The organism is Bradyrhizobium sp. B120 (assembly GCF_049075665.1).
Taxonomy (GTDB): domain Bacteria; phylum Pseudomonadota; class Alphaproteobacteria; order Rhizobiales; family Xanthobacteraceae; genus Bradyrhizobium.
This window is the reverse complement of the sequence record NZ_CP185242.1, coordinates 870,505-894,580: the sequence shown is the minus strand read 5'-3', so window position 1 is coordinate 894,580 and position 24,076 is coordinate 870,505. Positions and strand designations below refer to the sequence as shown.

The window sequence follows — 24,076 nt, the reverse complement described above, 5'->3', positions numbered from 1 at the left end:
CTCATGAGCATGTGGCCCCAGCGGTTCCGGAGGGCTCGTTCTTGAACGTCGCGGTCGCGGTCAGGAGCCGCTTGCCGTTGCTGAGGAAGGTGGAGGTGAAGACCTTGGTGACAAACAGCGGCCACTGATAGAACAGGCGGACCACCACGACGTCGCCGTCCTTGCCGGGACACCATTTCACCTGGGTGGGATCGGTGATAGGCGTGAGGTTGACGGTCGAAAAACTCGTCGCGGGATAGCTGCGCACGTCGACGTAGACCCCGTTGGTGCAATCAAACAACGCGTTGACCCGGCCGCAGACGAAATCCTTGAACTGCTGCTGGGTATAATTTGCGCCTTGGGCCTGGCCGGTCATGACGAAGCGGGACGAATCCTGCGTCGCCGTCTCAAGCACCTGGCTGGCAAAGAAGATCAGTGCCACTTCGATGATCGCAAAAAGCAGCGCGAAAAACAGCGGCGCGACCAGCGCGAATTCGACCGCGGTCACACCACGGCGGTTTCGGCGAAAGCGACGGAGGAGGCGTGCAAAAGAATGAGCGGGCAGCGGCATCAACGACCCCGGATCAACATGGTGGCAACAACTACCCAAGAGTCATTGTCGAAGTATTTCGCCGGATCGAGACAGAGCGACCCGATCCGTTAGGCCTTTATTAAGCATGTCGGAAGGACCGCCTGCGATCGGCCAAGGCCGCAGCGTGTGAAGCGCCCGAGCGGACGCACGTCAGTTCTGCGGCTTCGCGGCGCCGCCCGAACCGGAGGCCTGATTGTTGAGCGTACCGGCCTGTTCCATCGTCGTCTTGAAATAGGCGTCGCCGTCGCCGAGGGTGATGCGGCGCTGACAAACCGGCATGCAGCTATAGGTCTCGCGATCGATGCCGCGATAGACGGTGACGAGTTGGTCGCTCGGAGGACCTTCGACCTGGATCTGGCGATCCACCAGCACCTGGCCGGAGCGGTCGAGTGCGATGAAATTGGTCGCGCCATAGCCCTTGCCGGTGACCACGACAACCCCGCCATTCTGCAGGGTGACGTCGGCGATCAGGGGATTGCCGACCACGATCGTGGCAATACCGCCGGGCAGCTTGACGAGCTTGGCCTGATCGACATTGACCGCGATCCGGTCGGGATCCGGCGCAGCCGTTGCGAGTGCGGGCCCCAGCAGCATGGCTGCGGCCATCGAGATGAAACCAATGCGCGTGACGGCGCGAATACGCTGGGACTGAAACGACATACTCTACCCCGGGACGTTAACTGGCCGGCAAAGACGATACGCTGCGGACCGGCGCCCGACGCCGGCAAATCTGACGGCAATTCATTTAGGAAGAGCAAAGATCGACCGCCGAATTGCGCGGATGCCGCGACTTCCCGAGCGGATCGGCCGACCGTCCACCACCTCGTACAGGACTATCCGGTCGCCGATCCCGTCGTCCTGCCATTGGGCGGGAAGCGGTGCGCCTATGGCAATCTTTAGGAGTCGCGGCGGCTTCAACCGGCGGCACGGACGTGAACGACCACGTGCTCATCGGCGTAGAGGCGCTGCCATCTTGCGATGTGATCCAGCAATTTGGACGCCGGCGTGGTCGGATCGAGCATCACCGCATCGATGTCATGGGTCGCGAGCAGATTGAGGAAGCCGTTGACGTCCTTGAGCTGAAGCGCGCGGACCAGGCTCATGCCGAACGCCTCGCCATAGAGTTCGGCGCGCCCGTCGATGAACACCGGCATCTGACGCCAGATCAGGTAGCCGCCGAACTGCAGATCGTTGAGCACGCGCTTGACGTTGTGCGCCTTCATCACGTCAACGGCGGCAGCCGGCGAATAGATCGGCGGTGGCGATATCACCTGACGCGCGGCAACGACTGCGGTCCACGCGCAAAGCCCGACGATAAGGATCGCGGCCGGAGCAACTCGCGGGCGGACGGTGCCAGCGGCACGCAGCCCGAACTGGGTGGCGACCGGCGTCAGCACGGCCAGCGGCAGCAGCAGGGCGAACAGCTCGAGATTTCTGACATGGGACAGCGCCATGTGCAGCAAGCCCAGCACCAGGATGATTCGCGGCAGCGGCAACCTCGCCCCGTAATAGAGCGCAGCGCCGAGCAGGCCGAGGATCGACAATCCGAACGGGTCGATCTCGCCGAACGTCGCCGGCCTCCACTCCGTGATGAGATGCAACAATTCACCGAGGCCGAGAATCCTGAGCGAGGCGAGGATCGAGCCCCAGCCATAGGGGGTCACGCAGCACGCAGCCAGTGCGCCGATGCCGAACGCCCCCCAGCGCAGCGCCAGCGCCAACCTCTGAGCCGGCAAGGCATTCCACATCGCATCGAGCGCAAATGCGCCGGCCAGGATCAAACCGAACAGGAAGCCGCCGTGCAGATTGGCCCACAGCGCGATCAGCGGCAGCAGCCAGAACGAGGGCGCCTCGCGGCGTTCGCTGGCGGTCATCAGGCCGTTCGCCCAGACGATCATGATGGGCATCGCCAGGACATGCGGACGGGCCAGCAGGTGCCCGCAGGTCAGAACCAGCGCCGCAAGGGCGATCAGGCTCGCGTAGATCGTCGGCAGCGCGCGGCTGAGAATGGCAGTGAGCAGCGCGAAGCTGGCAGCGGCGCAGGCGGCCGCCAGCGCAACCGGACCGGTCCACCCGGCGAGGTCATAGGCCTTCGCGAACAGAACCTGCGCCAGCCAGGACGACGACACCCACGGCTCACCGGCCTTGGTGAACGAATAGATGTCGACGGACGGCAGCGTGCGATGGTCGAGGATCCAGCGGCCGACGGCAAGCTGCCAGTAGGTGTCGGAATCGGCGAGCAGCCTGTCGCCGACGAACAGCAGCAGCGCATAGACGCCGCACGCCATCCAGAACCAGGCCGGAAGCTGGGCGAACGCGGAGGTTTTCGCGCGCGGGAAGGTCGCGGTCTCAGCGCTCATGATCGCACCGGCCGGCTGGCGGCGTCATTGCCGGAACGGATAGGCCAACTGTCCGCCGATCTCGGACGGCACGCCCTGCTCGGCATCGACGCCGTAATCTTCCGGAAGCTTGCCTTCGGGCATCCGGAACGTTCCGAACAGAATGTCCCAGAGCGGAAACGTGCCCGCGAAATTGGTGTCGCCGCCGTCCTCGAGCCCGGTGTGATGCCAGCGGTGAAACACCGGCGTCGCGATCACATATTTGAACGGGCCGAGCGTCCAGTTCAGGTTGGCGTGCACGAATGCCGAATGGAAAGTGGTGACCGGGCCGACCCACAGCATGATGTTCGGCGAGATGCCCGCCATCAGCAGGATCACGTCGACCGTGATCGTGCCGATCAGAAGATTGACCGGATGGAAGCGTGCCGCCGAGATCCATTCAAGATCCTCGGAGGAGTGATGAATGGCGTGGTACTTCCAGAAGCCGCCGCCATGAAACATCCGATGCAGCCAATACAGCATGAAATCCGAGGCGACGAGGAAGATAATGGACTGCAGCCAGAGCGGAAGCTGCGCCAGAGGGCCATGTCCGTTCTCGTAGAACGCGATCAGATCGTCGGCGTCGTGAACGTTGAACACCACGGCTGCGCCCACCACCAGGAGCCCGATCCGCAGCACGCGGGCGAACACCGGCACGAAGAACCAGTAGCAGATGTCGGTGACCAGCTCACGCTTCTGCCACCACGGCTTGCCGGGATTGCAGGCCCAGAAATGAGTGAGCACGGTGAAGAACAGCGCCAGCGCGATCGTGATCGGCACCACCTTCATCATCGTCTGGCCGATCATCTCGATGACTTCAAAGGGAAGGCTGGGCATGACGGCCTCATCTGACGGAAGCCCCATGGGTATAGATGTGCGCTTAAGGAGCCGTGAACAGGTGCCGATAGCGGGCCCCGGCAACAATCTGCAATCTTAGCAAGCCGCTTAATTCCAAATTTACTGTGCGCAACAACTGCGGGTTCCCGCTGTGTTTATCGGATCAAATTAACTGCGCCGAAATTGTCGAACCGTAGGGTGCCGCAATGGTCACGGTGCTGAGAACGCCGGCGAGACCAAACCTAGTTTGACCAGCCACGTGTACACAGGAGCTACTTATGAAGAACCTCGTCTCGCGCTTCGTGAAGGATGAGTCGGGCGCGACCGCCATCGAATACGGCCTGATCGCCACCGGCATCGCGATCGCGATCATCGCAGCAGTGAACGGCGTCGGCACCAAGCTGTCGGGCACCTTCAACACGGTCGCCTCCTCGCTGAAGTAAGCCGGTTCCCAGGAACTCGCATCAAAGGTCCCGGCACCCCCGGGACCTTTGCTATTTTGGCGGACCGGCCGGCGGCGCCTTGATGGCGGCCACGGCGGCCTTTCCCGATTGTTCACCATTGGCCGCTAGCGTCGGGTCGCGACCGCAGCTCCAGCTTGACGGCATGAATTCATGATCCTCGACATCGCACGCTTGATGCTGTTTCCGGCCCTGATGGCCTTTGCGGCGGCGAGCGATCTCTTGACCATGACGATCCCGAACCGGATCTCGCTGGCGCTGGCGGCCGGCTTCTTCGTCCTGGCGCCGCTGACCGGGATGGGCGTGCACGATATCCTCAACCATGCCGGCGCGGGCGCGCTGGTTCTGGTGGTGGCATTCGGCATGTTTGCGATGGGTTGGGTCGGTGGCGGAGACGCCAAGGTCGCGGCCGCGGCCGGCCTGTGGTTCGGGTTCGAGCATCTGCTCCCCTATCTGGTCTTCGCGTCGCTGTTCGGCGGCGCGCTGACGGTGCTGCTGCTGCAGATCCGGCAATGGCCGCTGCCCTATGCGCTCGCGAACCAGGCCTGGCTCAGCCGGCTGCACGACAAGCAGACCGGAATTCCCTACGGCATCGCACTCGCCCTCGGCGCCCTGCTGATCTATCCCGAGACCGACTGGATCAAGACGATCGATCTCGCGCACTTCGCGATGCGCTGAGAAAGCAGCGGTAACCGCTCGTTAAGGCGATTTAGATACGCCTCATTAACCATGCTTTGACGAATAGCTGGTCAACTCCCATCACGGCGGCGGCAGCGTCGCGGCGTCATGTGGAAAGTGAAGCGTAATGGATAAGGCCCGCATTCTGGTCCTGGCAATCGCAGGCTGCGCCGGCCTTGCGGCGCTCTATTTGGCGAGCGGAAGCGACGACAAGCCGGCGCCGGCTCCGCCGGTCGCGCAGCTGCCCACCGTCGACATCCTGGTCGCGAAAACCGACATCGGCCTCGGCCAGGCCGTGAAGCCCGAAGATTTGCAATGGCAGACCTGGCCGGCGGCAACCGCCAGCGCCAGCTTCATGCGCAGGGACAGCAACGCCGAAGCGATCAAGGACGTGACCGGCTCGATCGCGCGCGCCCCGTTCATCCAGGGCGAACCGATTCGCGAGCAGAAGCTCGTCAAGGCCGACGGTAGCGGCTTCATGGCCGCGATCCTGCCGACCGGCATGCGGGCGGTATCGACCGAAATCTCACCCGAGACCGGCGCCGGTGGCTTCATCCTGCCGAATGACCGGGTCGACGTCCTGCTGTCGAAGCGGGACAAGAATCCGGACCGCAACGGCGCCGACATCGTCAACTCCGAAGTGATCCTGACCAACGTTCGCGTGCTCGCGATCGACCAGGCACCGAAGGAAAAGGACGGCACCAACGCACTGATCGGCAAGACGGTGACGCTGGAGCTGAAGCCCGAACAGACCGAGACGCTGGCGCGCGCGCGCCAGAGCGGCGTCCTGTCGCTGGCGCTGCGCAGCATCGCCGACAACAACGCGCCCGAAACCAAGACCGACGACAACCGGCAGAAGCGCGGTGACACGATCAACGTCATCCGCTTTGGCGTTGCCAACCAGGCGACGATGCAGAAGTGACCATGAGGACACACGTGATGAAGGGCGGGGCAACTCAACGGACGATGCGGGCCTTCATGGTCCGCGCATTGTCGTTCTCGGCCGTCGCGGCGCTCACGCTCAATCCGGCGCTGACACCGGTGGTGGCGAGCGATTACCGCGCCGCGCCTGCCCCCGCCGCTTCGGCCGATGGCGGTCAGATGAATGCCCGTTTCCTCTCGCTCGGTGTGGGCAAATCGATCGTGATCGACCTGCCGAGGGACATCAAGGACGTGCTGGTCGCCGATCCCAAGATCGCCAATGCCGTGGTCCGCTCCGCACAACGCGCCTACATCATCGGCGCGACGGTCGGCCAGACCAATATCGTGTTCTTCGACGCCGCAGGCCAGCAGATCGCGGCCTATGACATCGCGGTCAAGCGCGATCTCAACGGCGTGCGCGCCGCGCTGCGTGCGGCACTGCCGAATTCCGATATCCAGATCGAGGGCGTCGGCGACGGCGTGATGCTGAGCGGTAGCGCCGCGAGCCCGATCGACGCACAGCAGGCCGGCGACATCGCCACGCGGCTGGTCGGCGGCCCCGACAAGGTCGTGAACTCGATCACGGTTCGCGGCCGCGACCAGGTGATGCTGAAGGTTACGGTTGCCGAAGTCTCGCGCAGCTTGATCAAGCAGCTCGGCATCGACCTCACCGCGAACCTCAACTACGGCACGACCGTGGTCAAATTCGCCAACAGCAACCCGTTCACCGCGAACAGCTCACCGCTCGTGGCCGGCAACGCGCTCACCACATCGTTCGGATCGTCGGTATCGGCGACGATCCGCGCCATGGAAAGCGCCGGCGTCGTGCGGACGCTCGCCGAACCGAACCTGACCGCGATCTCAGGCGAATCGGCGACCTTCATCTCGGGCGGCGAGTTTCCAATTCCGACCGGCGTGACCTGTCAGACCTCGTCGACGGGCGCGATCGGGAATTGCGTCCAGACCGTCAGCTTCAAGAAATTCGGCATTTCGCTCAACTTCACGCCGGTGGTGCTGACCGAAGGGCGCATCAGCCTGCGGGTGATGACGGAAGTGTCGGAAGTCTCGACCGATAACGCGCTGACCGGCGGCGCGGGCGGAACGACGATCCCTTCGATCAAGACCCGCCGCGCCGAGACCACGCTGGAAATTCCCTCGGGCGGCTCGATGGCCATGGCCGGCCTGATCCAGGACCAGACCAAGCAGGCGATCAACGGCCTTCCCGGGCTGGCGTCGCTGCCCGTGCTCGGCACGCTGTTCCGCAGCCGCGACTTCGTCAACAACCAGACCGAAATGATGGTTCTGGTGACGCCCTATGTCGTTCGCGCCGTGGCGCAGAAGGACCTGTCGCGTCCGGATGACGGCTTCGCCAACGCCTCCGATCCGCAGGCCGACCTGCTCGGCAGCATCAACCGCGTCTACGGCGTGCCTGGCCGCACCGAGCCGGCGCGGAATTATCGCGGCACCTACGGCTTTATTACCGACTGAGGCGGACGATGACACAGACCACACCCAGAACATCCGCCGATTACAAGCGCACCGCCGGTTTCGCCGGAGTGCTCGTCGGCCTTGCCATGACGCTCAGTGCCTGCCAGCACGCCGCCGACAACAGTTTCGCGATGGTGGACTCGCCGGCCGACTATCGCCAGCGTCACCCGATCGCGGTGACCGAGGCCGATCGCTCGATCGTGGTCTTCGTCGGCCGCAGTCGCGGCGGCCTGACCGCGGAGCAGCGCGCCGAGGTGATGGGGATGGCGCAGGACTGGATGCGCGAGGGCACCGGCGCCGTCACCATCGACGTTCCCGCCGACACGGCGAACGCCCGGCCTGCGCAGGAATCCTTGCGCGAGATCCAGGCGACCTTCGCCGCCGCCGGCGTGCCGCCGCGCGGGATCCTCGTGCGCAAGTACCATCCCGAGAATCCGCGTCTGATGCCTGCGATCCGTGTCAACTATCCAAAGATGAAAGCGGAGGCCGGGCCGTGCGGCATCTGGCCGGAAGATCTCGGCCCGTCGATGCACAACGGTTCGTACATCCAGAACAAGCAATACTACAATTTCGGCTGCGCCAATCAGCGCAACCTCGCAGCCATGGTCGAAGACCCGACTGACCTCGTGCAGCCGCGCGCGGAGACCCCTGCCTACACGTCGCGCCGCAATATCGCCTTCGACAAGTATCGCAAGGGCACCACCACCGCCACGACGTATCCCGAGTCCGACAGGGCCAAGCTAAGCGACACAGGAAAATGATCACCTACGCGCAGCAAAACTCCGAAGAGCAGACGGACGCCCCGCCGCAGGCCGTGGACGACCATATTGCTCCGGCGCCACGGGTTTCGGTCCAGGCGTTCTGCGAGACGGTCGAGACCGCTGCCGCCGTTCAGTCGGCGGGCGAGGATCGCCGGCTGGCCAAGGCCCACCTCAAGATCCAGATGGGCGGCATGGCGGCTGCTATCGAGGCCTATCGCTCGGCGCCGACGCCCAATGTCATTATCCTCGAGACCGAGGGCCGCAGCGACATTCTGGCCGGGCTCGACCAGCTCGCCACAGTGTGCGACGCCGGCACAAGGGTGGTCGTGATCGGCCGGGTCAACGACGTCACGCTATATCGCGAGCTGGTGCGCCGCGGCGTCAGCGACTACGTGATCGCGCCGGCCCATGCGATCGACGTGGTGCGCGCGGTCTGCAACCTGTTCTCGGCGCCGGAAGCCAAGGCGGTCGGCCGCGTCGTCGCCGTCGTCGGCGCGAAGGGCGGCGTCGGCGCCTCGACGATCGCCCACAATATCGCCTGGGCGATCGCCCGCGATCTGGCGCTGGATTCCGTGGTCGCTGATCTCGACCTTGCCTTCGGCACCGCCGGCCTCAACTACAACCAGGATCCGGCGCAAGGCATCGCGGATGCGGTGTTCTCGCCGGACCGCGTCGACACCGCCTTCGTCGACCGCCTGCTGTCGAAATGCACCGACCATCTGAGCCTGCTGGCGGCGCCGGCCACGCTCGACAAGGTCTACGATTTCGGCGCCGAAGCGTTCGATGCGATCTTCGACACGCTGCGCACCACGATGCCCTGCATCGTACTCGACGTGCCGCACCAATGGTCCGGCTGGACCAAGCGCGCGCTGATCGCGGCCGACGACATCCTGATCGTGGCGGCGCCCGACCTCGCCAACCTGCGCAACGCCAAGAACATGTTCGACCTCTTGAAGGCGTCGCGGCCCAACGACCGCGCGCCGCTGTACTGCCTGAACCAGGTCGGTGTGCCGAAGCGGCCGGAGATCGCGGCGGGCGAATTCGCCAAGGCGATCGAAAGCCCGCCGATCGCCGCCATCCCGTTCGATCCGCAGATCTTCGGTTCGGCCGCCAACAACGGCCAGATGATCGCGGAAATCTCGGCCAATCACCGCGCAGTCGAGATGTTTCTACAGATGGCGCAGCGGCTGACAGGCCGCGGCGAAACCAAGAAGCCGAGGGGGTCCTTCCTGTCGCCCCTGCTCGAAAAGCTGCGGTCCAAATAGTGGTCCGCGTGGAGTCAAGACGTCGTGTTTGGTAAGCGTAGCGGAAACGATGGGGATATGCGGGCACCCAAGCCCGCCTTTCAGACGCCGGAGCCTGCCGGTTCGTCGCCGATGGCGCGCGAGTCCGTCGCCCCGACGATATCGTCGCCACCGCTGGCCCCGGCCAAGCCACCGCCTGCTCCCGCCGTCGAAGCCCGCCGCTCGGACAATTACTACCAGGTCAAGGCGACGATCTTCGGCGCCCTGATCGAGGCGATCGACCTTGCCCAGCTCGCCAAGCTGGACAGCGAGTCGGCGCGCGAGGAAATCCGCGACATCGTCAACGAGATCATCGCGATCAAGAACATCGTGATGTCGATCGCCGAGCAGGAAGAGCTGCTCGACGACATCTGCAACGACGTGCTCGGCTACGGACCGCTGGAGCCGCTATTGTCGCGCGACGACATCGCCGACATCATGGTCAACGGCGCCGGCACCGTGTTCATCGAAGTCGCCGGCAAGATCCAGCGCACCGGCATCCGCTTTCGCGACAACCAGCAGCTGCTCAACATCTGCCAGCGCATCGTCAGCCAGGTCGGCCGGCGCGTCGACGAATCCTCGCCGATCTGCGACGCCCGCCTCGCCGACGGCTCGCGCGTCAACGCCATCGTGCCGCCGCTGGCGATCGACGGGCCTGCGCTCACCATCCGCAAATTCAAGAAGGACAAGCTGACGCTGGAGCAGCTCGTCAAGTTCGGCGCGATCACGCCGGACGGGGCGACCATCCTGCAGATCATCGGCCGTGTCCGCTGCAACGTGATCATCTCGGGCGGCACCGGCTCGGGCAAGACCACGCTGCTGAACTGCCTGACCAACTATATCGAGCACGACGAGCGCATCATCACCTGCGAAGACGCCGCCGAACTTCAGCTGCAGCAGCCGCATGTGGTGCGGCTGGAAACCCGGCCGCCGAACATCGAGGGCGAGGGCCAGGTCACGATGCGCGAACTGGTCCGCAACTGCCTGCGTATGCGCCCCGAGCGCATCATCGTCGGCGAAGTCCGCGGACCCGAGGCGTTCGACCTGTTGCAGGCGATGAACACCGGCCACGACGGCTCGATGGGCACGCTGCACGCCAATAATCCGCGCGAAGCGCTGTCGCGCTGCGAATCGATGATCACCATGGGCGGCTTCTCGCTGCCCTCGCGCACCATTCGCGAGATGATCTGCGCCTCGGTCGACATCATCGTGCAGGCCGCGCGCCTGCGCGACGGTTCGCGCCGCATCACCCACATCACCGAGGTGATGGGCATGGAAGGCGACACCATCATCACCCAGGATATCTTCCTCTACGACGTGGTCGGGGAAGATGCCAACGGCAAGATCATCGGCAAGCACCGCTCGACCGGCATCGGCCGGCCGCGCTTCTGGGAGCGTGCGCGCTACTACAATGAAGAGAAGCGGCTTGCGGCGGCGCTGGATGCGTCCGACTCGCCGGCGCCGGTCTAGGGGAACGCAGGATGCAGACGCAAACCCTTGCCCTGGCCTTCCTCGCCGCCACCACCGTGGGCGGCATCGCCTGGGTCTTCCTCTATCCCTACCTCTCGGGGGAAAAGAAGGCCGAGTCGCGCCGCGCATCGGTGGCGCGCAGCGAACCGTCGACGACACGAACCACCGACCGGACGCAGCGCTCCCGCCGCGAGCAGGTCGAAGGCTCGCTCAAGGAGCTCGAGGCACGTCGGCAGAAGGACAAGAAGGTCCCGCTCGGCGTGCGCATCTCGCAGGCCGGACTGGAGTGGTCCGAGCAGAAATTCTGGATGATCTCCGGCGCCCTCGGCCTGTTCGGGTTCGGCGCGGCATTCATGGTCGGCGGAGGCCTGCTCGGCGCGGCCGGCATCGGCTTCGCCATGGGGCTCGGCCTGCCGCGCTGGCTGCTCGGCTTCCTGAAGAAGCGGCGGGAGAAGGCCTTTCTGAAGGCGCTGCCCGACGCCGTCGACGTCATCGTGCGCGGCATCAAGGCCGGCCTGCCGCTGTTCGAATCGCTCAAGGCGGTCGTCAACGACGCATCTGAGCCGCTGCGCAGCGAGTTCCTTGCGATCATCGAGACCCAGGCGATCGGCATGCCGCTCGGCGAGGCCTGCGCCCGGCTGTACGAACGCATGCCGCTGCCGGAAGCGAACTTCTTCGGCATCGTGATCGCGATCCAGCAGAAGTCCGGCGGCAACCTGTCGGAAGCGCTGGGCAACCTGTCGCGGGTGCTGCGCGACCGCAAGAAGATGGCCGAGAAGATCCAGGCGATGTCGATGGAAGCGAAAGCCTCCGCCGCCATCATCGGCTCGCTGCCGCCGATCGTGATGATCCTCGTGTTCCTCACGACGCCGGACTACATCGCCCTGCTGTGGACGAACTCGATGGGCCAGCTCATGCTGGTTGCCTGCGTCGTCTGGATGTCGATGGGCGTGCTGGTTATGAAGAAGATGATCAACTTCGATTTCTGACGGTGCAGCATGATTGATATTCTGGTCTCCAAGCTCCACGACGTCAGGTTCATGACCATGCTGCTTGCCTTCATAGCGGCAAGCGCGACGGTCTACACGCTGGTGATGCCGCTGCTCGCCGGCGGCGACCTCAACAAGCGCATGAAGGCCGTCGCCAGCGAGCGCGAGCGTCTCCGGCAGCGTGAGCGCGAGCGTCTCGCCAAAACAGAGAAGGTCGCGCTGCGGCAGACCCCGAAGCAGGTGGTCTCCCGGGTGGTGGATGATCTCAACCTCACGAAATGGCTCGCCCAGGAAGCGGCGCTGGAGAAGCTCGTGATGGCGGGCTATCGTGGCCACGCCCCTTACGTCACCTTCCTGTTCGCCCGCGCGGTGACGCCGATCGTGCTGCTGCTCGGCGCCATCGTCTATACGTTCTTCATCGCGGGCGCGACCTGGTCGCTCACGCTCAAGATCGGCATTTGCGTCGGTGCGGCCTATGCCGGCCTCCAGGCGCCGATGCTGTTCCTGAAGAACGCGATCTCCAAGCGCCAGCTCCAGATCAAGCGCGCCTTCCCGGATTCGCTCGACTTGCTGCTGATCTGCATCGAGTCGGGCATGTCGGTCGAGGTCGCGTTCCGCAAGGTGGCCAACGAGATCGTCGGACAGTCGATCGCGCTCTCGGAGGAGTTCGCCCTGACCACCGCGGAACTGTCCTATTTGCAGGACCGCAAGTCCGCCTACGAGAACCTGGCGCGCCGCACCGGGCTCGAAGGCGTGAAATCGGTGTGCATGGCCCTGCAGCAATCCGAACGCTACGGCACGCCGCTCGGCCAGAGCCTGCGCGTGATGGCGCAGGAGAACCGCGACATGCGCATGAACGAGGCCGAGAAGAAGGCGGCGGCGCTGCCGCCCAAGCTGACCGTGCCGATGATCCTGTTCTTCCTGCCCTGCCTGTTCATCGTGATCCTCGGGCCGTCCTACATCAAGATCGCCACGATGCATTGAGCGGCGCGCCGCGCATTACAAAAACGCCCGGCAAACGCCGGGCGTTTCCTTTTGTACGCGTTGAGGCAGATATGGATCGCGAAGCCGAGAGCTTCGCTAGTCGTCCTTGGCGACGACAGGTGCGGCGCGCGATGAAATCCGCGGACCGTCCTTGCGGTTCAGCATGTCGCGGAGATAGGCGACGTTGGCGGCTGCCTCATCGGCCGGCAGGTCGGCCTTGACGATGGTCTCGGCCTCCGCGAAACGGCCCTGCAGACCGACGACGAGTGCAAGGTTCTGCCGGATGCGGGTGTCGGCGCGGGCGCTGGCATAGGCCTGGCGCAGCGTCTCCTCCGCCTTCGGCAATTCCTTGGTCAGCATGTAGGACAGGCCGAGATTGGACAGCACCGACGGCTCGTCCGGAGCCAGGCGAAGCGCACTCGCATAATAGCGCCGCGCTTCCTCGTGCCGGTTCAACTTGTCGAGCGTGGTGCCCTGCACCGACAGGATCCGCCAGTCCGGATTGTCCGGACTGTGCGCGCGGCTCAGCACGTCGAATGCGGCCTGCGAATTGCCGTTGTCGGCGAGCGCGCGGCCGTAGGCGGCGAGCAGCGGCTTGTTGCCGGGGCTGGCGAGGGTGGCCTGCTCCAGCACGGCGCAGGCCTGCGAACGCTGTCCGGTCATGCGCAACGCCTGGCCGTAAGCGATCGCGGCCTCGACATCCTTGGAATTCTTGCGATAGCGCTCGCCATACACTTCGAGATTGCGGCGCGGATCGTCCGGCGCCGGATCGGACCGGGACGCGATCGATCCGGTGACGTCGGACATGGTCTGGCAACCGCCAAGCCCGGCGGCGAGGACCGCCACGAGGGCTGCGGAACTAAGATGCCGGGTCAAAATGGACTGTCGACGCATGGCACTGTGACTCACGAAATCGGGCAAATGGATCGAGCCGAGCGTGCCAGCAATAGACTGTTAACCCTAACGTCTGGTTAACTGCGGCCCTGGCGACCGGCGCGCCGGTTCCAATCGCCGCAGGTCGCGTCAACCGCGGGCGCGCTACCATCCACCGCGAAAGCCGTGTTAGTCACCAGCAACGACGCCAGAACAGCCGAGAGCCGCATGCCATCCGTGTTCGAGACCGCACCCACGACCGCCGGCACGCCGATCACCTTCGTCACCAAGGCGACATGGGATGCGATCCGCAGCGAATTGCCGGCGCCGGCGCGCCAGTTCGCGGAGGCCAATGACTTTGCGGCCAAGCCGGGCAAGGCCCTCGCTTTGCCGACAGCCGATGGCGGCATCGCGCAGGTGCTGTTCGGCCTCGAGGATGCAGACCACAAGGCGCGCGATCCGTTCCGTGTCGGCGCCCTGCCCGGCCTGCTGCCGCCGGGCGTCTACCGCTTTGCCAATGCGCCGCATGACACGCGGCTTGCGACGCTCGCCTTCGCGCTCGGCTGCTACCGCTTCGGCCGCTATCGCAAGAACAAGGCCCCGGAGGTCCGCCTGGTGCCGCCCGATGGCGTCGACACGGCCGAGATCACGCGGATGGCGGATGCCGCGGCGCTGGCGCGCGACCTCATCAACACGCCGTCCAACGACATGGGCCCGGCCGAGCTCGCAGAGGCGGCGCGCGACCTTGCAACGCGGTTCGGCGCCGCCTTCAATTGCATCGATGGCGACGAGCTCGCGCAGAACTTCCCGCTGATCCACGCCGTCGGCATGGCGTCGACCCGCACGCCGCGGCTGATCGATCTGAGCTGGGGTGATCCGGCCCATCCGAAGGTGACGCTGGTCGGCAAAGGCGTCTGCTTCGACACCGGCGGGCTCGACCTCAAGCCGTCGAGCGGCATGCTGATCATGAAGAAGGACATGGGCGGCGCCGCCAACGTGCTGGCGCTGGCGCAGATGGTGATGGACGCGAAGCTGAAGGTGCGGCTGCGCGTGCTGATCCCGGCGGTCGAGAACGCGGTTGCCGGCAATGCGTTCCGCCCGCTCGACATCTTCAAGTCGCGCAAGGGCATCACCGTCGAGATCGGCAACACCGATGCCGAGGGGCGACTGGTGCTCGCCGACGCGCTGGCGCTGGCCGACGAAGAGACCCCGGACCTGCTGATCGATCTCGGCACGCTGACCGGCGCGGCACGCGTGGCGCTCGGCCCGGATCTGCCGCCGTTCTACACCAATGACGAGGCGCTCGCCGGCGACGTTGCGGCATATGCAAGGAGCGAGAACGACCCGTTGTGGCGGATGCCGCTGTGGCCGGCCTACGATGCCTGGCTCGACTCCAAGACCGCCGACATCACCAACGCGCCGTCGGGCGGTTTTGCCGGCTCGATCACCTGCGCGCTGTTCCTGCAGCGCTTCGTCGAGCACGCGCGGAGCTGGCTGCATGTCGACATCTATGGCTGGACGCCGTCGGCGAAGCCCGGCCGCCCCGAAGGCGGCGAGTGCCAGGCGGCGCGCGCGATCTACAAACTGCTGAGCCAACGCTATGCATGACGCCAGACTGACGCCGGCCCGCGAGGACGTCGCGGCAAGATATCTCGAGGGCAAGGTGAAGGCGGCGCGCTTCGTCGACGGCGAGACGCTTGAGGTCTTTGAGGCCATCGCGCCGCTGCGGCGGGCGCCGGCGGCCGATGCCGAACAGATGACGCAGGCACTCAGAGGCGAACGCGTCACGGTGTACGACCGCAACGGCGAAGGCTGGGCCTGGGGCCAGCTCGCCGATGACGGCTATGTCGGCTGGATTGCCGAGGCGGCGCTGACGGCGCCCGGAGCGGCACCGACGCACAAGGTGACGGCGCTGCGTACGCTGGCGTTTCCGGGACCGTCGATCAAGCTGCCGCCGGTCGAGGCGCTGGCGATGGGGACCAGGCTCGCAATCACCCGCGAGGACGGTCCCTTCGCGGTGACCCGCGAGGGCTGGCATCTGCCGCGCCAGCATCTCGCCGCTCTCGACACGATGGCGCAGGATTTCGTCGCCATCGCCGAGCAGTTCGTCGGCACGCCCTATCTCTGGGGCGGCAAATCGAGCCTCGGCATCGATTGCTCCGGCCTGGTGCAGATCGCGCTGACCGCCGCCGGCACCGGCTGCCCGCGCGACAGCGACATGCAGCAGGACGGGCTCGGCCGCGAATTGACGACAGCGGAATCCAAGCACCTGCAGCGCGGCGACCTGATCTTCTGGAAGGGCCATGTCGCCATCGTGCGCGATGCGACGACGATCGTGCACGCCAATGCGCATCAGATGGCAACGGTGGTGGAGAACACCCACGCGGCGATTGCGCGGATCAAGGCCGCCGGCAGCGAGGTCGGCGCGATCAAGCGGCTTTGAGCCTGTCATTCCGGGGCGACGCGCAGCGTCGAACCCGGAAACCATTCATCCACCGAACCTGCGGGCCGATGGATTCCGGGCTCGCGCTTCGCGCGCCCGCAGGTGCGCAATTGCGCACCGGGGAATGACGCGTGATGGCTACGTTGCCGCCGTCCCGTCGCCGGCCGCTTCGATGCGGAACGCGGCGGCAAACAGTGCGCGGGTGTAGTCGCTCTTCGGATTCTTGAACAGCTCGGAGGCCGGCCCCTCCTCCTCGACCTTGCCGGATTTCATCACGATCAGATGGCTGGCGAGCGAGGCCACCACGCGCAGATCGTGCGAGATGAACATGTAGGTCAGGTCGCGTTTGCGCTGCAGGTCGCGCAGAAGATCGACCATCTGGGCCTGGAGCAGCATGTCGAGTGCACTGGTGGGCTCGTCCAGCACGACGAAGTTCGGCTCCAGCACGACTGCGCGCGCGATCGAGATGCGCTGGCGCTGGCCGCCGGAGAACTCATGCGGATAGCGGAACCGCCAGTCTGGATCGAGCCCGACGTCCTGGAGTGCCTTGATCACGCGCGCCTCGCGCTCCTCGCGCGACAGCTGCTTCTGGTGCACCTCGAGCCCCTCGGCGATGATGTCGTCGACCGACATGCGCGGGCTGAGCGAGCCGAACGGGTCCTGGAACACGATCTGCATGTCGCGGCGGAACGGCAGCATCTGCTTGAAGCGCAGGCCCTGGATGTCCTTGCCGAGGAACACGATCGGGCCATCGGACGAAATCAGCCGGAGCAGCGCCAGCCCGAGCGTGGTCTTGCCGGAGCCGGACTCGCCGACGACGCCAAGCGTCTCGCCCTTGCGCACCGCAAGGCTGACGCCATCGACCGCCTTGATGTGGCCGACGGTCGAGCGCATCAGCCCGCGCTTGATCGGAAACCAGACCTTGAGATTGTCCGCCGACATCACGACCGGCGCGTCCGGCTGCGGCGGCGCCGGATCAGGCTTCGGCTCGGCCGCCAGCAGCGCCTTCGTATAGGCGTGCTTCGGCGCGGTGAAGACCTGCTCGACCGGGCCCTGCTCGACGATCTTGCCGTTGTTCATGACACAGACGGTGTCGGCGATCCGGCGGACGATGCCGAGGTCGTGGGTGATGAACAGCAGGCTCATGCCGAGCCGGGCGCGGATCTCGGCCAGCAAGGCGAGGATCTGCGCCTGCACGGTGACGTCGAGCGCGGTGGTCGGTTCGTCCGCGATCAGCAGATCGGGTTCGTTGGCAAGCGCCATCGCGATCATCACGCGCTGGCGCTGGCCGCCGGACAGTTGATGCGGATAGCTCTTGAGCCGCGTCTCCGGCTCGGGGATGCCGACCTGGCCCAGTAACTCCAGCGTCCGCGCCCGCGCCGCCGCACCGCTGATGCCGCTGTGCAGCGACAGGATCTCGCCGATCTGGGATTCGATGGTGTGGAGCGGATTGAGCGAGGTCATCGGCTCCTGGAAGATGATCGAGATGTCGTTGCCACGAATCCCGCGCATCTCGCGTTCCGACGATCCCAGCAGATCGCGGCCCTTGAAACGGATCGCCCCGGAGGGATGCGACGCCGCCGGATAGGGCAGCAGCCTCAACACCGACAGCGCACTGACCGATTTTCCCGAGCCGGACTCGCCGACCAGCGCCGTGCATTCGCCGCGCTTGATCGAGAAGGAGACGCGATCGACCGCAAGCGAGCGGCCGAAGGCGACGGAGAGGTCGCTGACGTCGAGCAGGGGCTGGTTGGTCGCGTCCATGCGTCAGCCCTTCGAGAACGTCTTGCGCGGATCGAAGGCGTCGCGCGCGGCTTCGCCGATGAAGATCAGGAGCGACAGCATGATCGCGACCGAGAAGAAGCCGGTGAGGCCGAGCCACGGCGCCTGCACATTGGCCTTGCCCTGCGACAGCAATTCACCGAGCGAGGGCGAACCGGGCGGCAGGCCGAAGCCGAGGAAATCCAGCGCCGTCAGCGTCATCACCGAGGACGAGACGATGAACGGCAGGAACGTCATGGTCGCGACCATCGCGTTCGGCAGCAGATGGCGGAACATGATCACGCGGTTGGAGACGCCGAGCGCACGCGCCGCCTGGATGTATTCGAAGTTGCGGCCGCGCAGGAACTCGGCGCGGACCAGGCCGACCAGCGAGACCCACGAGAACAGCAGGAGGATGCCGAGCAGGATGAAGAAGCCCGGCGGCAGCACCGCCGAGATGATCAGCAGCAGATAGAGCGAAGGGATCGCGGTCCAGATTTCGATGAGGCGCTGGAAGCCGAGATCGATCCAGCCGCCGAAATAACCCTGCACGCCGCCGGCGGCAACGCCGATGATCGAGGACAGGATGGTCAGCGTCAGGCCGAACAAGACCGAGATGCGGAAGCCGTAGATCAGTCGCGCGACGACGTCACGGCCCTGATCGTCGGTGCCGAGCCAATTGTATTCGAGGTCGCGGCAGCCGGTCAGCCCCTTCCGCTTCACCACGTCCGCGCACTGCTTTTCGGTCAGGAGCCAGGTCGGCTTCGACGGCACCGCGGTCGGCGGGTCGAGGTTGCGGCTGTCGTAGGAATAGCGGATCGGCGGCCAGATCATGCTGCCGCCCTTGGCGGCGATCTGCTTCTGCAGATAGGGATCGCGATAGTCGGCCGCGGTCTCGAAGTCGCCGCCGAAGGTGGTCTCGGCATAGGTGAACACCACCGGCCAGTAGAGACGGCCGTCATATTTGACGACCAGCGGCTTGTCGTTGGCAATGAAATTGGCGAACAGCGACAGCATGAACAGCACGAGGAATATCCAGAACGACCAGTAGCCGCGGCGGTTCGCCTTGAAGTTCTGCCAGCGCCGCTTGTTCAGCGGCGACGGCGCGAAGGCGTGGCGGGTGGCGGGCACCGCCTCGCCCATCGGCGATTGCGTCGTGGTCTCGACCGGCTGGGGCGCGAGCATCGTCATCAGACCTCCCGCGCCTCGAAGTCGATCCGCGGATCGATCCACATATAGGCAAGATCGGAGATCAGATTGACCACCAGTCCGACCAGCGAGAAGATGAACAGCGTGCCGAACACCACCGGATAGTCGCGGTTCAGGACGCTCTCGAAGCCGAGCAGGCCGAGCCCGTCGAGCGAGAAGATGGTTTCGATCAGCAGCGAGCCCGAGAAGAAAGCGTGGATGAACGCGCCCGGGAAGCCCGCGATCACGATCAGCATGGCGTTGCGGAAGATGTGGCCGTACAGCACCTGGCGCTCGCTGCAGCCCTTGGCGCGCGCGGTCATCACATATTGCTTGCGGATCTCGTCGAGGAACGAGTTCTTTGTCAGCAACGTCATGGTGGCGAAGGCGCCGAGCGCCATCGACACCAGCGGCAGCGTCAGGTGCCAGAAATAGTCGATGATCTTCCAGTACCAGGGGAATTGCGACCAGCCGTCCGAGGTCAGGCCGCGCAACGGGAAGATATTGAGGAACGAGCCGCCGGCGAACAGCACGATCAAAAGGATCGCGAACAGGAAGCCGGGGATCGCAAAGCCGATGATGATCACGGCCGAGGTCCAGGTGTCGAACCGCGAGCCGTCCTTCACCGCCTTGCGGATGCCGAGCGGGATCGAGATCAGATAGGTCAGCAGCGTCATCCAGATCCCGAGCGACATCGAGACCGGCAGCTTCTCCTTGATCAGCTGGAGCACGCTGACACTGCGGAAATAGCTTTCGCCGAAGTCGAACCGCGCAAAATTCCAGACCATCAGCGCGAACCGCTCCGGCGCCGGCTTGTCGAAGCCGAACTGCACCTCGAGCTTCTTGATGAAATCGGGATCGAGCCCCTGCGCACCACGGTATTTCGAGTTGACCGCACCGGCCGCTCCCGCGCCCTGGCCGCGCTGCGCGCCGAAATCGCCGCCGCCACCCGACACACGCGAGGTGCCGCCGGTGTCGGCGCCGTTGATCTGCGCGATGACACGCTCGACCGGACCGCCCGGAGCAAACTGCACGACCACGAAGGAGACGAACAGGATGCCGAGCAGCGTCGGCAGCATCAGGAAGATACGTCGGGCGATATAGGCGCTCATCGGCTACTTCGCCTGCTCGAGCTTCGCGGCCTTGGCGGCGTCGTACCACCAATTCTCCGGAGCACCGACGCCCTGGGTGTATTTTGCCGGCTTCTCGGTATGGCCGAATTGATCCCAGTAGGCGATCGGATGCGTGTTGCGGTACCATTGCGGCACCCAGTAACGGCCGGCGCGAAAGACGCGATCGAGGGCGCGGCAAGCAAAGGTCAAGTCGGCCCGCGTCTCGGCCGCGATAGCCTTTTCGGTCAACGCGTCGATTGCCGGGTTGGCAACGCCCGCCAGATTGTAGGAGCCTTTGGTGGCCGCAGCCTGGGACGAGAAGTAAGGCCGCAGGCTGTCACCCGGCGTCGCCGACATGGACATACGCTCGGTCGTCACCTCAAAATCGAAAGCCTCGACGCGCGCGCGATACTGCACGGCGTCGATCTGCCGGATATTCGCATCAATCCCCAGCGGGTTGAGATTCTTGATGAAGCTGGCATGATGCGGCTGGAACGTCGGCTCATCGAGCAGGAACTCGATCGTAAGCCGCTCGCCGTTGGGCAATCGCCGCTTGCCATCCTTGACGACGCATCCCGCCTCGTTGAGCAGTTGCGTCGCCTTGCGTAGCAGCGTGCGGTCCTGTCCCGATCCATCCGACACCGGGGGCACGAACGGCTCGCCGAACACCTCATCCGGCACTTGGCCGCGGAATGGTTCGAGCAGCTTCAGTTCCTCGGGCGAAGGTAGCCCACTAGCCACCATGTCCGAATTCTGGAACGGCGAGACGGTGCGCACGTACGCATCGTACATAATCGTCTTGTTGGTCCACTCGAAATCGAAGGCATAGATCAACGCCTCGCGGACGCGCGGGTCCTTGAACTTGTCGAGACGGGTGTTGATGAACCAGCCCTGTCCGCCGGACGGTGTCTCGTCCGGCAATGTCTCGCGCTTGACCCGTCCGTCCTTGAGTGCCGGGAAATCATACCGCGTCGCCCAGACCCGGGCGGTGAATTCCTCGCGAAACAGATAGTTCTTGCCGGTGAAGCCTTCGAACGCCACGTCGCGGTCGCGATAGAATTCGTAGCGCACGGTATCGAAATTGTAGCTGCCGCGATTGACCGGAAGATCGGCGCCCCACCAGTCCTTGACGCGGTCGTATTCGACGTAGCGATTGGCCTCGAACTTGCCGACCTTGTACGGCCCTGAGCCGAGCGGCGCTTCCAGCGTGGACTCCTCGAACTGCCTATTCGCATAGTAGGCCTTCGAGAAGATCGGCAGGCCCGCAACATAAAGCGGCACATCGCGCGCGCGGTTTGGTGCGAAGGTCACGATCACGGTGCCGTCGTCGACCGCCTCGGCCTTCACGAAATCGCGCAGTTGCACCACGATCAACGGATGTCCCTTCTCCTTCAGCGTGTTGAGCGAGAAGGCAACATCCTGTGCAGTCAGTTTCGAGCCGTCATGAAAGCGGGCCTCGGGCCGCATCGTGAAGCGGTAGGTGAGCTTGTCGGGAGAAATTGAGACCGATCTTGCGGCCAGGCCGTACATCGCATCAGGCTCGTCGGCCGCGCGCGCCATCAACGAATCAAAGGTCAGCTCCATGCCCTTCGCGCCTTCGCCCTTGAGGATGAATGCGTTGAACGAGCTGAACGTATAGAAGGACTGGTTGTAGGCACGGGTCGAGGGAATCGTCGAGAACACGCCGCCCTTCGGCGCCCTCACATTGACGTAGTCGAACTGCTGGAAATCCGCGGGATATTTCAGGTCGCCGAACACCGACATGCCGTGCATCTCGGCTCCGTTGTCGGCCGCTGCCGGTGCAGTCCGCAGGCCTGCAGCACTCAACGCACCGATGCCGAGACCGAGTGCGTGCCGACGGGAGAATAGCGCCATGCGCGGATCCTTGAGCTTATGAACGCTTGAGCTTGGCTGCCTTGTCGACGTCGTACCACCAGAGATTTGGAAATCCTGAAACCGCGTATTTCGGCAGCGGATCGGGATGGCTGAAGCGATCCCAGTACGCGTAGCGCTGCTTGTCGTAGTTGAAGTGTGGAACGCAATAGAAGTTCCAGAGCAAGACCCGGTCCAGCGCCTTGGCCGCGGCGATCTGATCGGCGCGGCTGTTGGCGAAGATGATCCGCTCGATGATGGCATCAACCGCCGGATTCTTGATGCCGGGGAGATTGTTGGAGCCCGACCGGTCGGCAGCCTGCGAGCCGAAATTGTCGCGCTGTTCGTTGCCGGGCGAGATCGACTGTCCCCACACCTGGGTGACCATCTCGAAATCGAAATCGCGGACCCGGTTCTGGTACTGCACGGTGTCGACGGCACGCAGATTGACGGTGATGCCGAGGCGCTCCAGGCTCGGCTTGTAGAACAGCGTGATCCGCTCCATGCCGGAATCGCCGCTGTTGCCGAGTATCTCGACCGTAAACGGCTGGCCCGAGGAATCGACCAGCTTGCGATCGCGGATCTCGAAGCCGGCTTCCTTCAACAGCCGCGTCGCCTCGCGTAGATTGGCGCGGACGTTTTCCGGCGTGCCGCCGACCGGGTTCGTGTAGGGCGTGGTGAAGACTTCCGGCGGCACCTTGTCGCGGACCGTCTCCAGGAGCTCGAGCTCCTTGCCTTCCGGCAGGCCGGTCGCCATCAGATCGGGGATGCCGTCGAAATAGCTTGAATCGCGATGGTACTCGCCGGTCGAGAGCACGCGGTTCATCTCTTCGAAATCGAACGCGTAGTTGAAGGCGCGGCGCAGCCTGGGGTCTGCGAATTTCGGACGCCTCAGGTTGAACACCCAGCCCTGCATCCGGCCCTGATTGCGGACGGTGAAGAGCTCCTTGAGCAACCGCTTCTCGCGCACCGGCGGAACGTCGTAGGCCGACGCCCATTCCTTGGCACTGCGCTCGTTGTACCAATCGAACCCGTCGGCCTTCAGCGCCTCGCGCGCGACGGTGTCGTCGCGGAAATATTCGTAGCGCAGCTCGTCGAAATTGTTCTGTCCGATCGCGATCGGAATGTCCTTGCCCCAGTAGTCCTTGACGCGCTCGAGCACGACCGACCGTCCGGCGACGAACTCCTTGATCCGATAGGGTCCCGAGCCGAGCGGCGGCTCCAGCGTGCTCGCGGTGATGTCACGCTTCTTGCCCTGCGCGTCGGTGCCTTCCCACCAATGCTTGGGCAGAATAGTAAGCTGGCCGGTGATCATCGGCAGCTCGCGGTTGCCTGCACTGTCGAAGGTGAACTTGACGTCGCGATCGCCGATCTTCTCGGCCTTTACGATATGCCGGTAGTAGGCGCTGAACATCGGGCTGTTCGCCTTCCACGCCTCGAAGGAGAAGATCACGTCCTCCGGCGTGACCGGCTTGCCGTCGTGCCAGCGTGACCCCGGCCGCAGGCGGTAGATCACGTAGGAGAAATCATCGGGAAAGGCCGCAGCCTCGGCGAGTTCGCCGTAATAGGTATCGGGCTCGTCGAGCGAGGCCTCCATCAGCGAATCGTAGATGCGGCCGACCGCCGCCGATACGGCGCCCTTCAATCCCGCAACGACCAGGTTGAAGCTGTCATAGGTGCCGGGCTGGAACAGCCGCACCACGCCGCCCTTCGGCGCGTCCGGCTTGACGTAGTCGTAGCGCTTGAAGTCAGCCGGGTATTTGATCTCGCCGTAGGTAGAGAGGCCGTGGCGCCATTTCAGCCCGTTGGGGGCGTCGTCGGCGAACGCCGGCGTGATCGCCGACAGGCCGGAGTTCAGTCCGAGCGCCGGAGCGAGTGCCGCCAGTGCGCTGCCTTGAAGGAGGTGTCGTCGGGTGATCGCCAAATTCGCTCTTCCTGCTTGCGGCCCCGGTTACATGGGACCCAATATAAGGCAACGGTTCGACAAATTACGTTGCTTTTTCCTC

Annotated in this window: 21 protein-coding genes; 11 read left to right on the top strand and 10 right to left on the bottom strand. The window is 64.7% G+C overall.

Translation table 11 applies throughout. The annotated features are described in order from the left end of the window. Position 1 precedes the first annotated feature (1 nt). The 4 genes from ACOIX3_RS04135 to ACOIX3_RS04120 all read right to left on the bottom strand — a co-directional run bounded on the left by ACOIX3_RS04135 (position 2) and on the right by ACOIX3_RS04120 (position 3,786). Positions 2-550: a TadE family protein gene (locus ACOIX3_RS04135; protein ID WP_420968517.1), complete on the bottom strand. Its 549-nt coding sequence runs from the start codon at positions 548-550 to the stop codon at positions 2-4. Between the two features lie 171 nt (positions 551-721). Then, the gene (locus ACOIX3_RS04130; protein WP_420968516.1) at positions 722-1,231 is read right to left on the bottom strand and encodes a pilus assembly protein N-terminal domain-containing protein; all 510 of its coding nucleotides are present in this window, start codon (positions 1,229-1,231) and stop codon (positions 722-724) included. A gap of 254 nt (positions 1,232-1,485) precedes the next feature. Next, complete coding sequence (locus tag ACOIX3_RS04125) at positions 1,486-2,931, bottom strand: hypothetical protein (RefSeq protein ID WP_420968515.1); 1,446 nt, start codon at positions 2,929-2,931, stop codon at positions 1,486-1,488. A gap of 24 nt (positions 2,932-2,955) precedes the next feature. Beyond that, a complete protein-coding gene (locus ACOIX3_RS04120; RefSeq protein ID WP_212314251.1) occupies positions 2,956-3,786 on the bottom strand; it encodes a sterol desaturase family protein in 831 nt (276 codons plus the stop codon). Between the two features lie 278 nt (positions 3,787-4,064). Here ACOIX3_RS04120 and ACOIX3_RS04115 point away from each other — a divergent pair, with 278 nt between their 5' ends. The 9 genes from ACOIX3_RS04115 (at position 4,065) to ACOIX3_RS04075 (ending at position 12,821) form a co-directional block, all read left to right on the top strand. Further along, on the top strand, positions 4,065-4,229 hold the full coding sequence (locus tag ACOIX3_RS04115) for a Flp family type IVb pilin (RefSeq protein ID WP_173643703.1): 165 nt from the start codon (positions 4,065-4,067) through the stop codon (positions 4,227-4,229). A 171-nt stretch (positions 4,230-4,400) separates the two neighbouring features. Next, a complete protein-coding gene (locus ACOIX3_RS04110; RefSeq protein WP_420968514.1) occupies positions 4,401-4,925 on the top strand; it encodes an A24 family peptidase in 525 nt (174 codons plus the stop codon). Between the two features lie 127 nt (positions 4,926-5,052). Next, positions 5,053-5,847 carry a Flp pilus assembly protein CpaB gene (gene cpaB / locus ACOIX3_RS04105; RefSeq protein ID WP_420968513.1) on the top strand — a complete coding sequence of 265 codons (795 nt, stop codon included), beginning with the start codon at positions 5,053-5,055 and terminating at the stop codon, positions 5,845-5,847. A 2-nt stretch (positions 5,848-5,849) separates the two neighbouring features. Further along, positions 5,850-7,334 (top strand): type II and III secretion system protein family protein, encoded by a 1,485-nt coding sequence (locus tag ACOIX3_RS04100; protein WP_420968512.1) that lies wholly within the window; start codon positions 5,850-5,852, stop codon positions 7,332-7,334. 8 nt (positions 7,335-7,342) lie between these two features. Next, positions 7,343-8,095, top strand: coding sequence for a CpaD family pilus assembly protein (locus ACOIX3_RS04095; RefSeq protein WP_420968511.1), 753 nt, complete (start codon positions 7,343-7,345; stop codon positions 8,093-8,095). Further along, entirely contained in the window at positions 8,092-9,360 is a 1,269-nt protein-coding gene (locus ACOIX3_RS04090; RefSeq protein WP_176528876.1) for an AAA family ATPase, read from the top strand. The genes ACOIX3_RS04095 and ACOIX3_RS04090 overlap by 4 nt, the downstream gene beginning before the upstream one ends. Before the next feature lie 24 nt (positions 9,361-9,384). Beyond that, complete coding sequence (locus ACOIX3_RS04085) at positions 9,385-10,848, top strand: CpaF family protein (RefSeq protein ID WP_420968509.1); 1,464 nt, start codon at positions 9,385-9,387, stop codon at positions 10,846-10,848. 11 nt (positions 10,849-10,859) lie between these two features. Then, positions 10,860-11,837 carry a type II secretion system F family protein gene (locus ACOIX3_RS04080; RefSeq protein WP_420968508.1) on the top strand — a complete coding sequence of 326 codons (978 nt, stop codon included), beginning with the start codon at positions 10,860-10,862 and terminating at the stop codon, positions 11,835-11,837. Positions 11,838-11,846: 9 nt separating this feature from the next. Further along, the gene (locus ACOIX3_RS04075; RefSeq protein ID WP_420968507.1) at positions 11,847-12,821 is read left to right on the top strand and encodes a type II secretion system F family protein; all 975 of its coding nucleotides are present in this window, start codon (positions 11,847-11,849) and stop codon (positions 12,819-12,821) included. Between the two features lie 96 nt (positions 12,822-12,917). On the opposite strand, the gene ACOIX3_RS04070 is transcribed toward ACOIX3_RS04075, so the two are convergent. After that, positions 12,918-13,715 carry a tetratricopeptide repeat protein gene (locus tag ACOIX3_RS04070; RefSeq protein WP_420968506.1) on the bottom strand — a complete coding sequence of 266 codons (798 nt, stop codon included), beginning with the start codon at positions 13,713-13,715 and terminating at the stop codon, positions 12,918-12,920. A gap of 207 nt (positions 13,716-13,922) precedes the next feature. On the opposite strand from ACOIX3_RS04070, the gene ACOIX3_RS04065 reads away from it, so the two are divergent. After that, complete coding sequence (locus tag ACOIX3_RS04065) at positions 13,923-15,302, top strand: leucyl aminopeptidase family protein (protein ID WP_420968505.1); 1,380 nt, start codon at positions 13,923-13,925, stop codon at positions 15,300-15,302. Continuing rightward, the gene (locus tag ACOIX3_RS04060) at positions 15,295-16,137 is read left to right on the top strand and encodes a C40 family peptidase (RefSeq protein ID WP_420968504.1); all 843 of its coding nucleotides are present in this window, start codon (positions 15,295-15,297) and stop codon (positions 16,135-16,137) included. The genes ACOIX3_RS04065 and ACOIX3_RS04060 overlap by 8 nt, the downstream gene beginning before the upstream one ends. Before the next feature lie 138 nt (positions 16,138-16,275). On the opposite strand, the gene ACOIX3_RS04055 is transcribed toward ACOIX3_RS04060, so the two are convergent. From ACOIX3_RS04055 to ACOIX3_RS04035, 5 genes are read right to left on the bottom strand one after another with little or no spacing between them, the layout of a single operon-like run. Next, positions 16,276-17,901 carry an ABC transporter ATP-binding protein gene (locus tag ACOIX3_RS04055; RefSeq protein WP_420968503.1) on the bottom strand — a complete coding sequence of 542 codons (1,626 nt, stop codon included), beginning with the start codon at positions 17,899-17,901 and terminating at the stop codon, positions 16,276-16,278. Between the two features lie 3 nt (positions 17,902-17,904). Beyond that, complete coding sequence (locus ACOIX3_RS04050) at positions 17,905-19,089, bottom strand: ABC transporter permease (RefSeq protein ID WP_420968502.1); 1,185 nt, start codon at positions 19,087-19,089, stop codon at positions 17,905-17,907. Next, positions 19,089-20,198, bottom strand: a complete 1,110-nt coding sequence (locus ACOIX3_RS04045) for a microcin C ABC transporter permease YejB (RefSeq protein ID WP_420968501.1) — start codon at positions 20,196-20,198, stop codon at positions 19,089-19,091. Before ACOIX3_RS04045 ends, ACOIX3_RS04050 begins: the two co-directional genes overlap by 1 nt. Before the next feature lie 3 nt (positions 20,199-20,201). Next, positions 20,202-22,073: an extracellular solute-binding protein gene (locus tag ACOIX3_RS04040; RefSeq protein ID WP_420968500.1), complete on the bottom strand. Its 1,872-nt coding sequence runs from the start codon at positions 22,071-22,073 to the stop codon at positions 20,202-20,204. 16 nt (positions 22,074-22,089) lie between these two features. Then, a complete protein-coding gene (locus ACOIX3_RS04035; RefSeq protein WP_420968499.1) occupies positions 22,090-23,994 on the bottom strand; it encodes an extracellular solute-binding protein in 1,905 nt (634 codons plus the stop codon). Positions 23,995-24,076 lie beyond the last annotated feature (82 nt).

Excerpts from the sequence above, each read along its gene's own strand:
- ACOIX3_RS04095 (WP_420968511.1), top strand. The coding sequence starts at position 7,343 with ATGACACAGACCACACCCAGAACATCCGCCGATTACAAGCGCACCGCC.
- ACOIX3_RS04100 (WP_420968512.1), top strand. The coding sequence starts at position 5,850 with ATGAGGACACACGTGATGAAGGGCGGGGCAACTCAACGGACGATGCGG.
- ACOIX3_RS04065 (WP_420968505.1), top strand. The coding sequence starts at position 13,923 with ATGCCATCCGTGTTCGAGACCGCACCCACGACCGCCGGCACGCCGATC.
- ACOIX3_RS04070 (WP_420968506.1), bottom strand. The coding sequence starts at position 13,715 with ATGCGTCGACAGTCCATTTTGACCCGGCATCTTAGTTCCGCAGCCCTC.
- ACOIX3_RS04045 (WP_420968501.1), bottom strand. The coding sequence starts at position 20,198 with ATGAGCGCCTATATCGCCCGACGTATCTTCCTGATGCTGCCGACGCTG.
- ACOIX3_RS04135 (WP_420968517.1), bottom strand. The coding sequence starts at position 550 with ATGCCGCTGCCCGCTCATTCTTTTGCACGCCTCCTCCGTCGCTTTCGC.
- ACOIX3_RS04080 (WP_420968508.1), top strand. The coding sequence starts at position 10,860 with ATGCAGACGCAAACCCTTGCCCTGGCCTTCCTCGCCGCCACCACCGTG.
- ACOIX3_RS04055 (WP_420968503.1), bottom strand. The coding sequence starts at position 17,901 with ATGGACGCGACCAACCAGCCCCTGCTCGACGTCAGCGACCTCTCCGTC.
- ACOIX3_RS04120 (WP_212314251.1), bottom strand. The coding sequence starts at position 3,786 with ATGCCCAGCCTTCCCTTTGAAGTCATCGAGATGATCGGCCAGACGATG.
- ACOIX3_RS04115 (WP_173643703.1), top strand. The coding sequence starts at position 4,065 with ATGAAGAACCTCGTCTCGCGCTTCGTGAAGGATGAGTCGGGCGCGACC.
- ACOIX3_RS04110 (WP_420968514.1), top strand. The coding sequence starts at position 4,401 with ATGATCCTCGACATCGCACGCTTGATGCTGTTTCCGGCCCTGATGGCC.
- ACOIX3_RS04130 (WP_420968516.1), bottom strand. The coding sequence starts at position 1,231 with ATGTCGTTTCAGTCCCAGCGTATTCGCGCCGTCACGCGCATTGGTTTC.
- ACOIX3_RS04060 (WP_420968504.1), top strand. The coding sequence starts at position 15,295 with ATGCATGACGCCAGACTGACGCCGGCCCGCGAGGACGTCGCGGCAAGA.
- ACOIX3_RS04090 (WP_176528876.1), top strand. The coding sequence starts at position 8,092 with ATGATCACCTACGCGCAGCAAAACTCCGAAGAGCAGACGGACGCCCCG.
- cpaB (WP_420968513.1), top strand. The coding sequence starts at position 5,053 with ATGGATAAGGCCCGCATTCTGGTCCTGGCAATCGCAGGCTGCGCCGGC.
- ACOIX3_RS04075 (WP_420968507.1), top strand. The coding sequence starts at position 11,847 with ATGATTGATATTCTGGTCTCCAAGCTCCACGACGTCAGGTTCATGACC.
- ACOIX3_RS04125 (WP_420968515.1), bottom strand. The coding sequence starts at position 2,931 with ATGAGCGCTGAGACCGCGACCTTCCCGCGCGCGAAAACCTCCGCGTTC.
- ACOIX3_RS04050 (WP_420968502.1), bottom strand. The coding sequence starts at position 19,089 with ATGACGATGCTCGCGCCCCAGCCGGTCGAGACCACGACGCAATCGCCG.
- ACOIX3_RS04040 (WP_420968500.1), bottom strand. The coding sequence starts at position 22,073 with ATGGCGCTATTCTCCCGTCGGCACGCACTCGGTCTCGGCATCGGTGCG.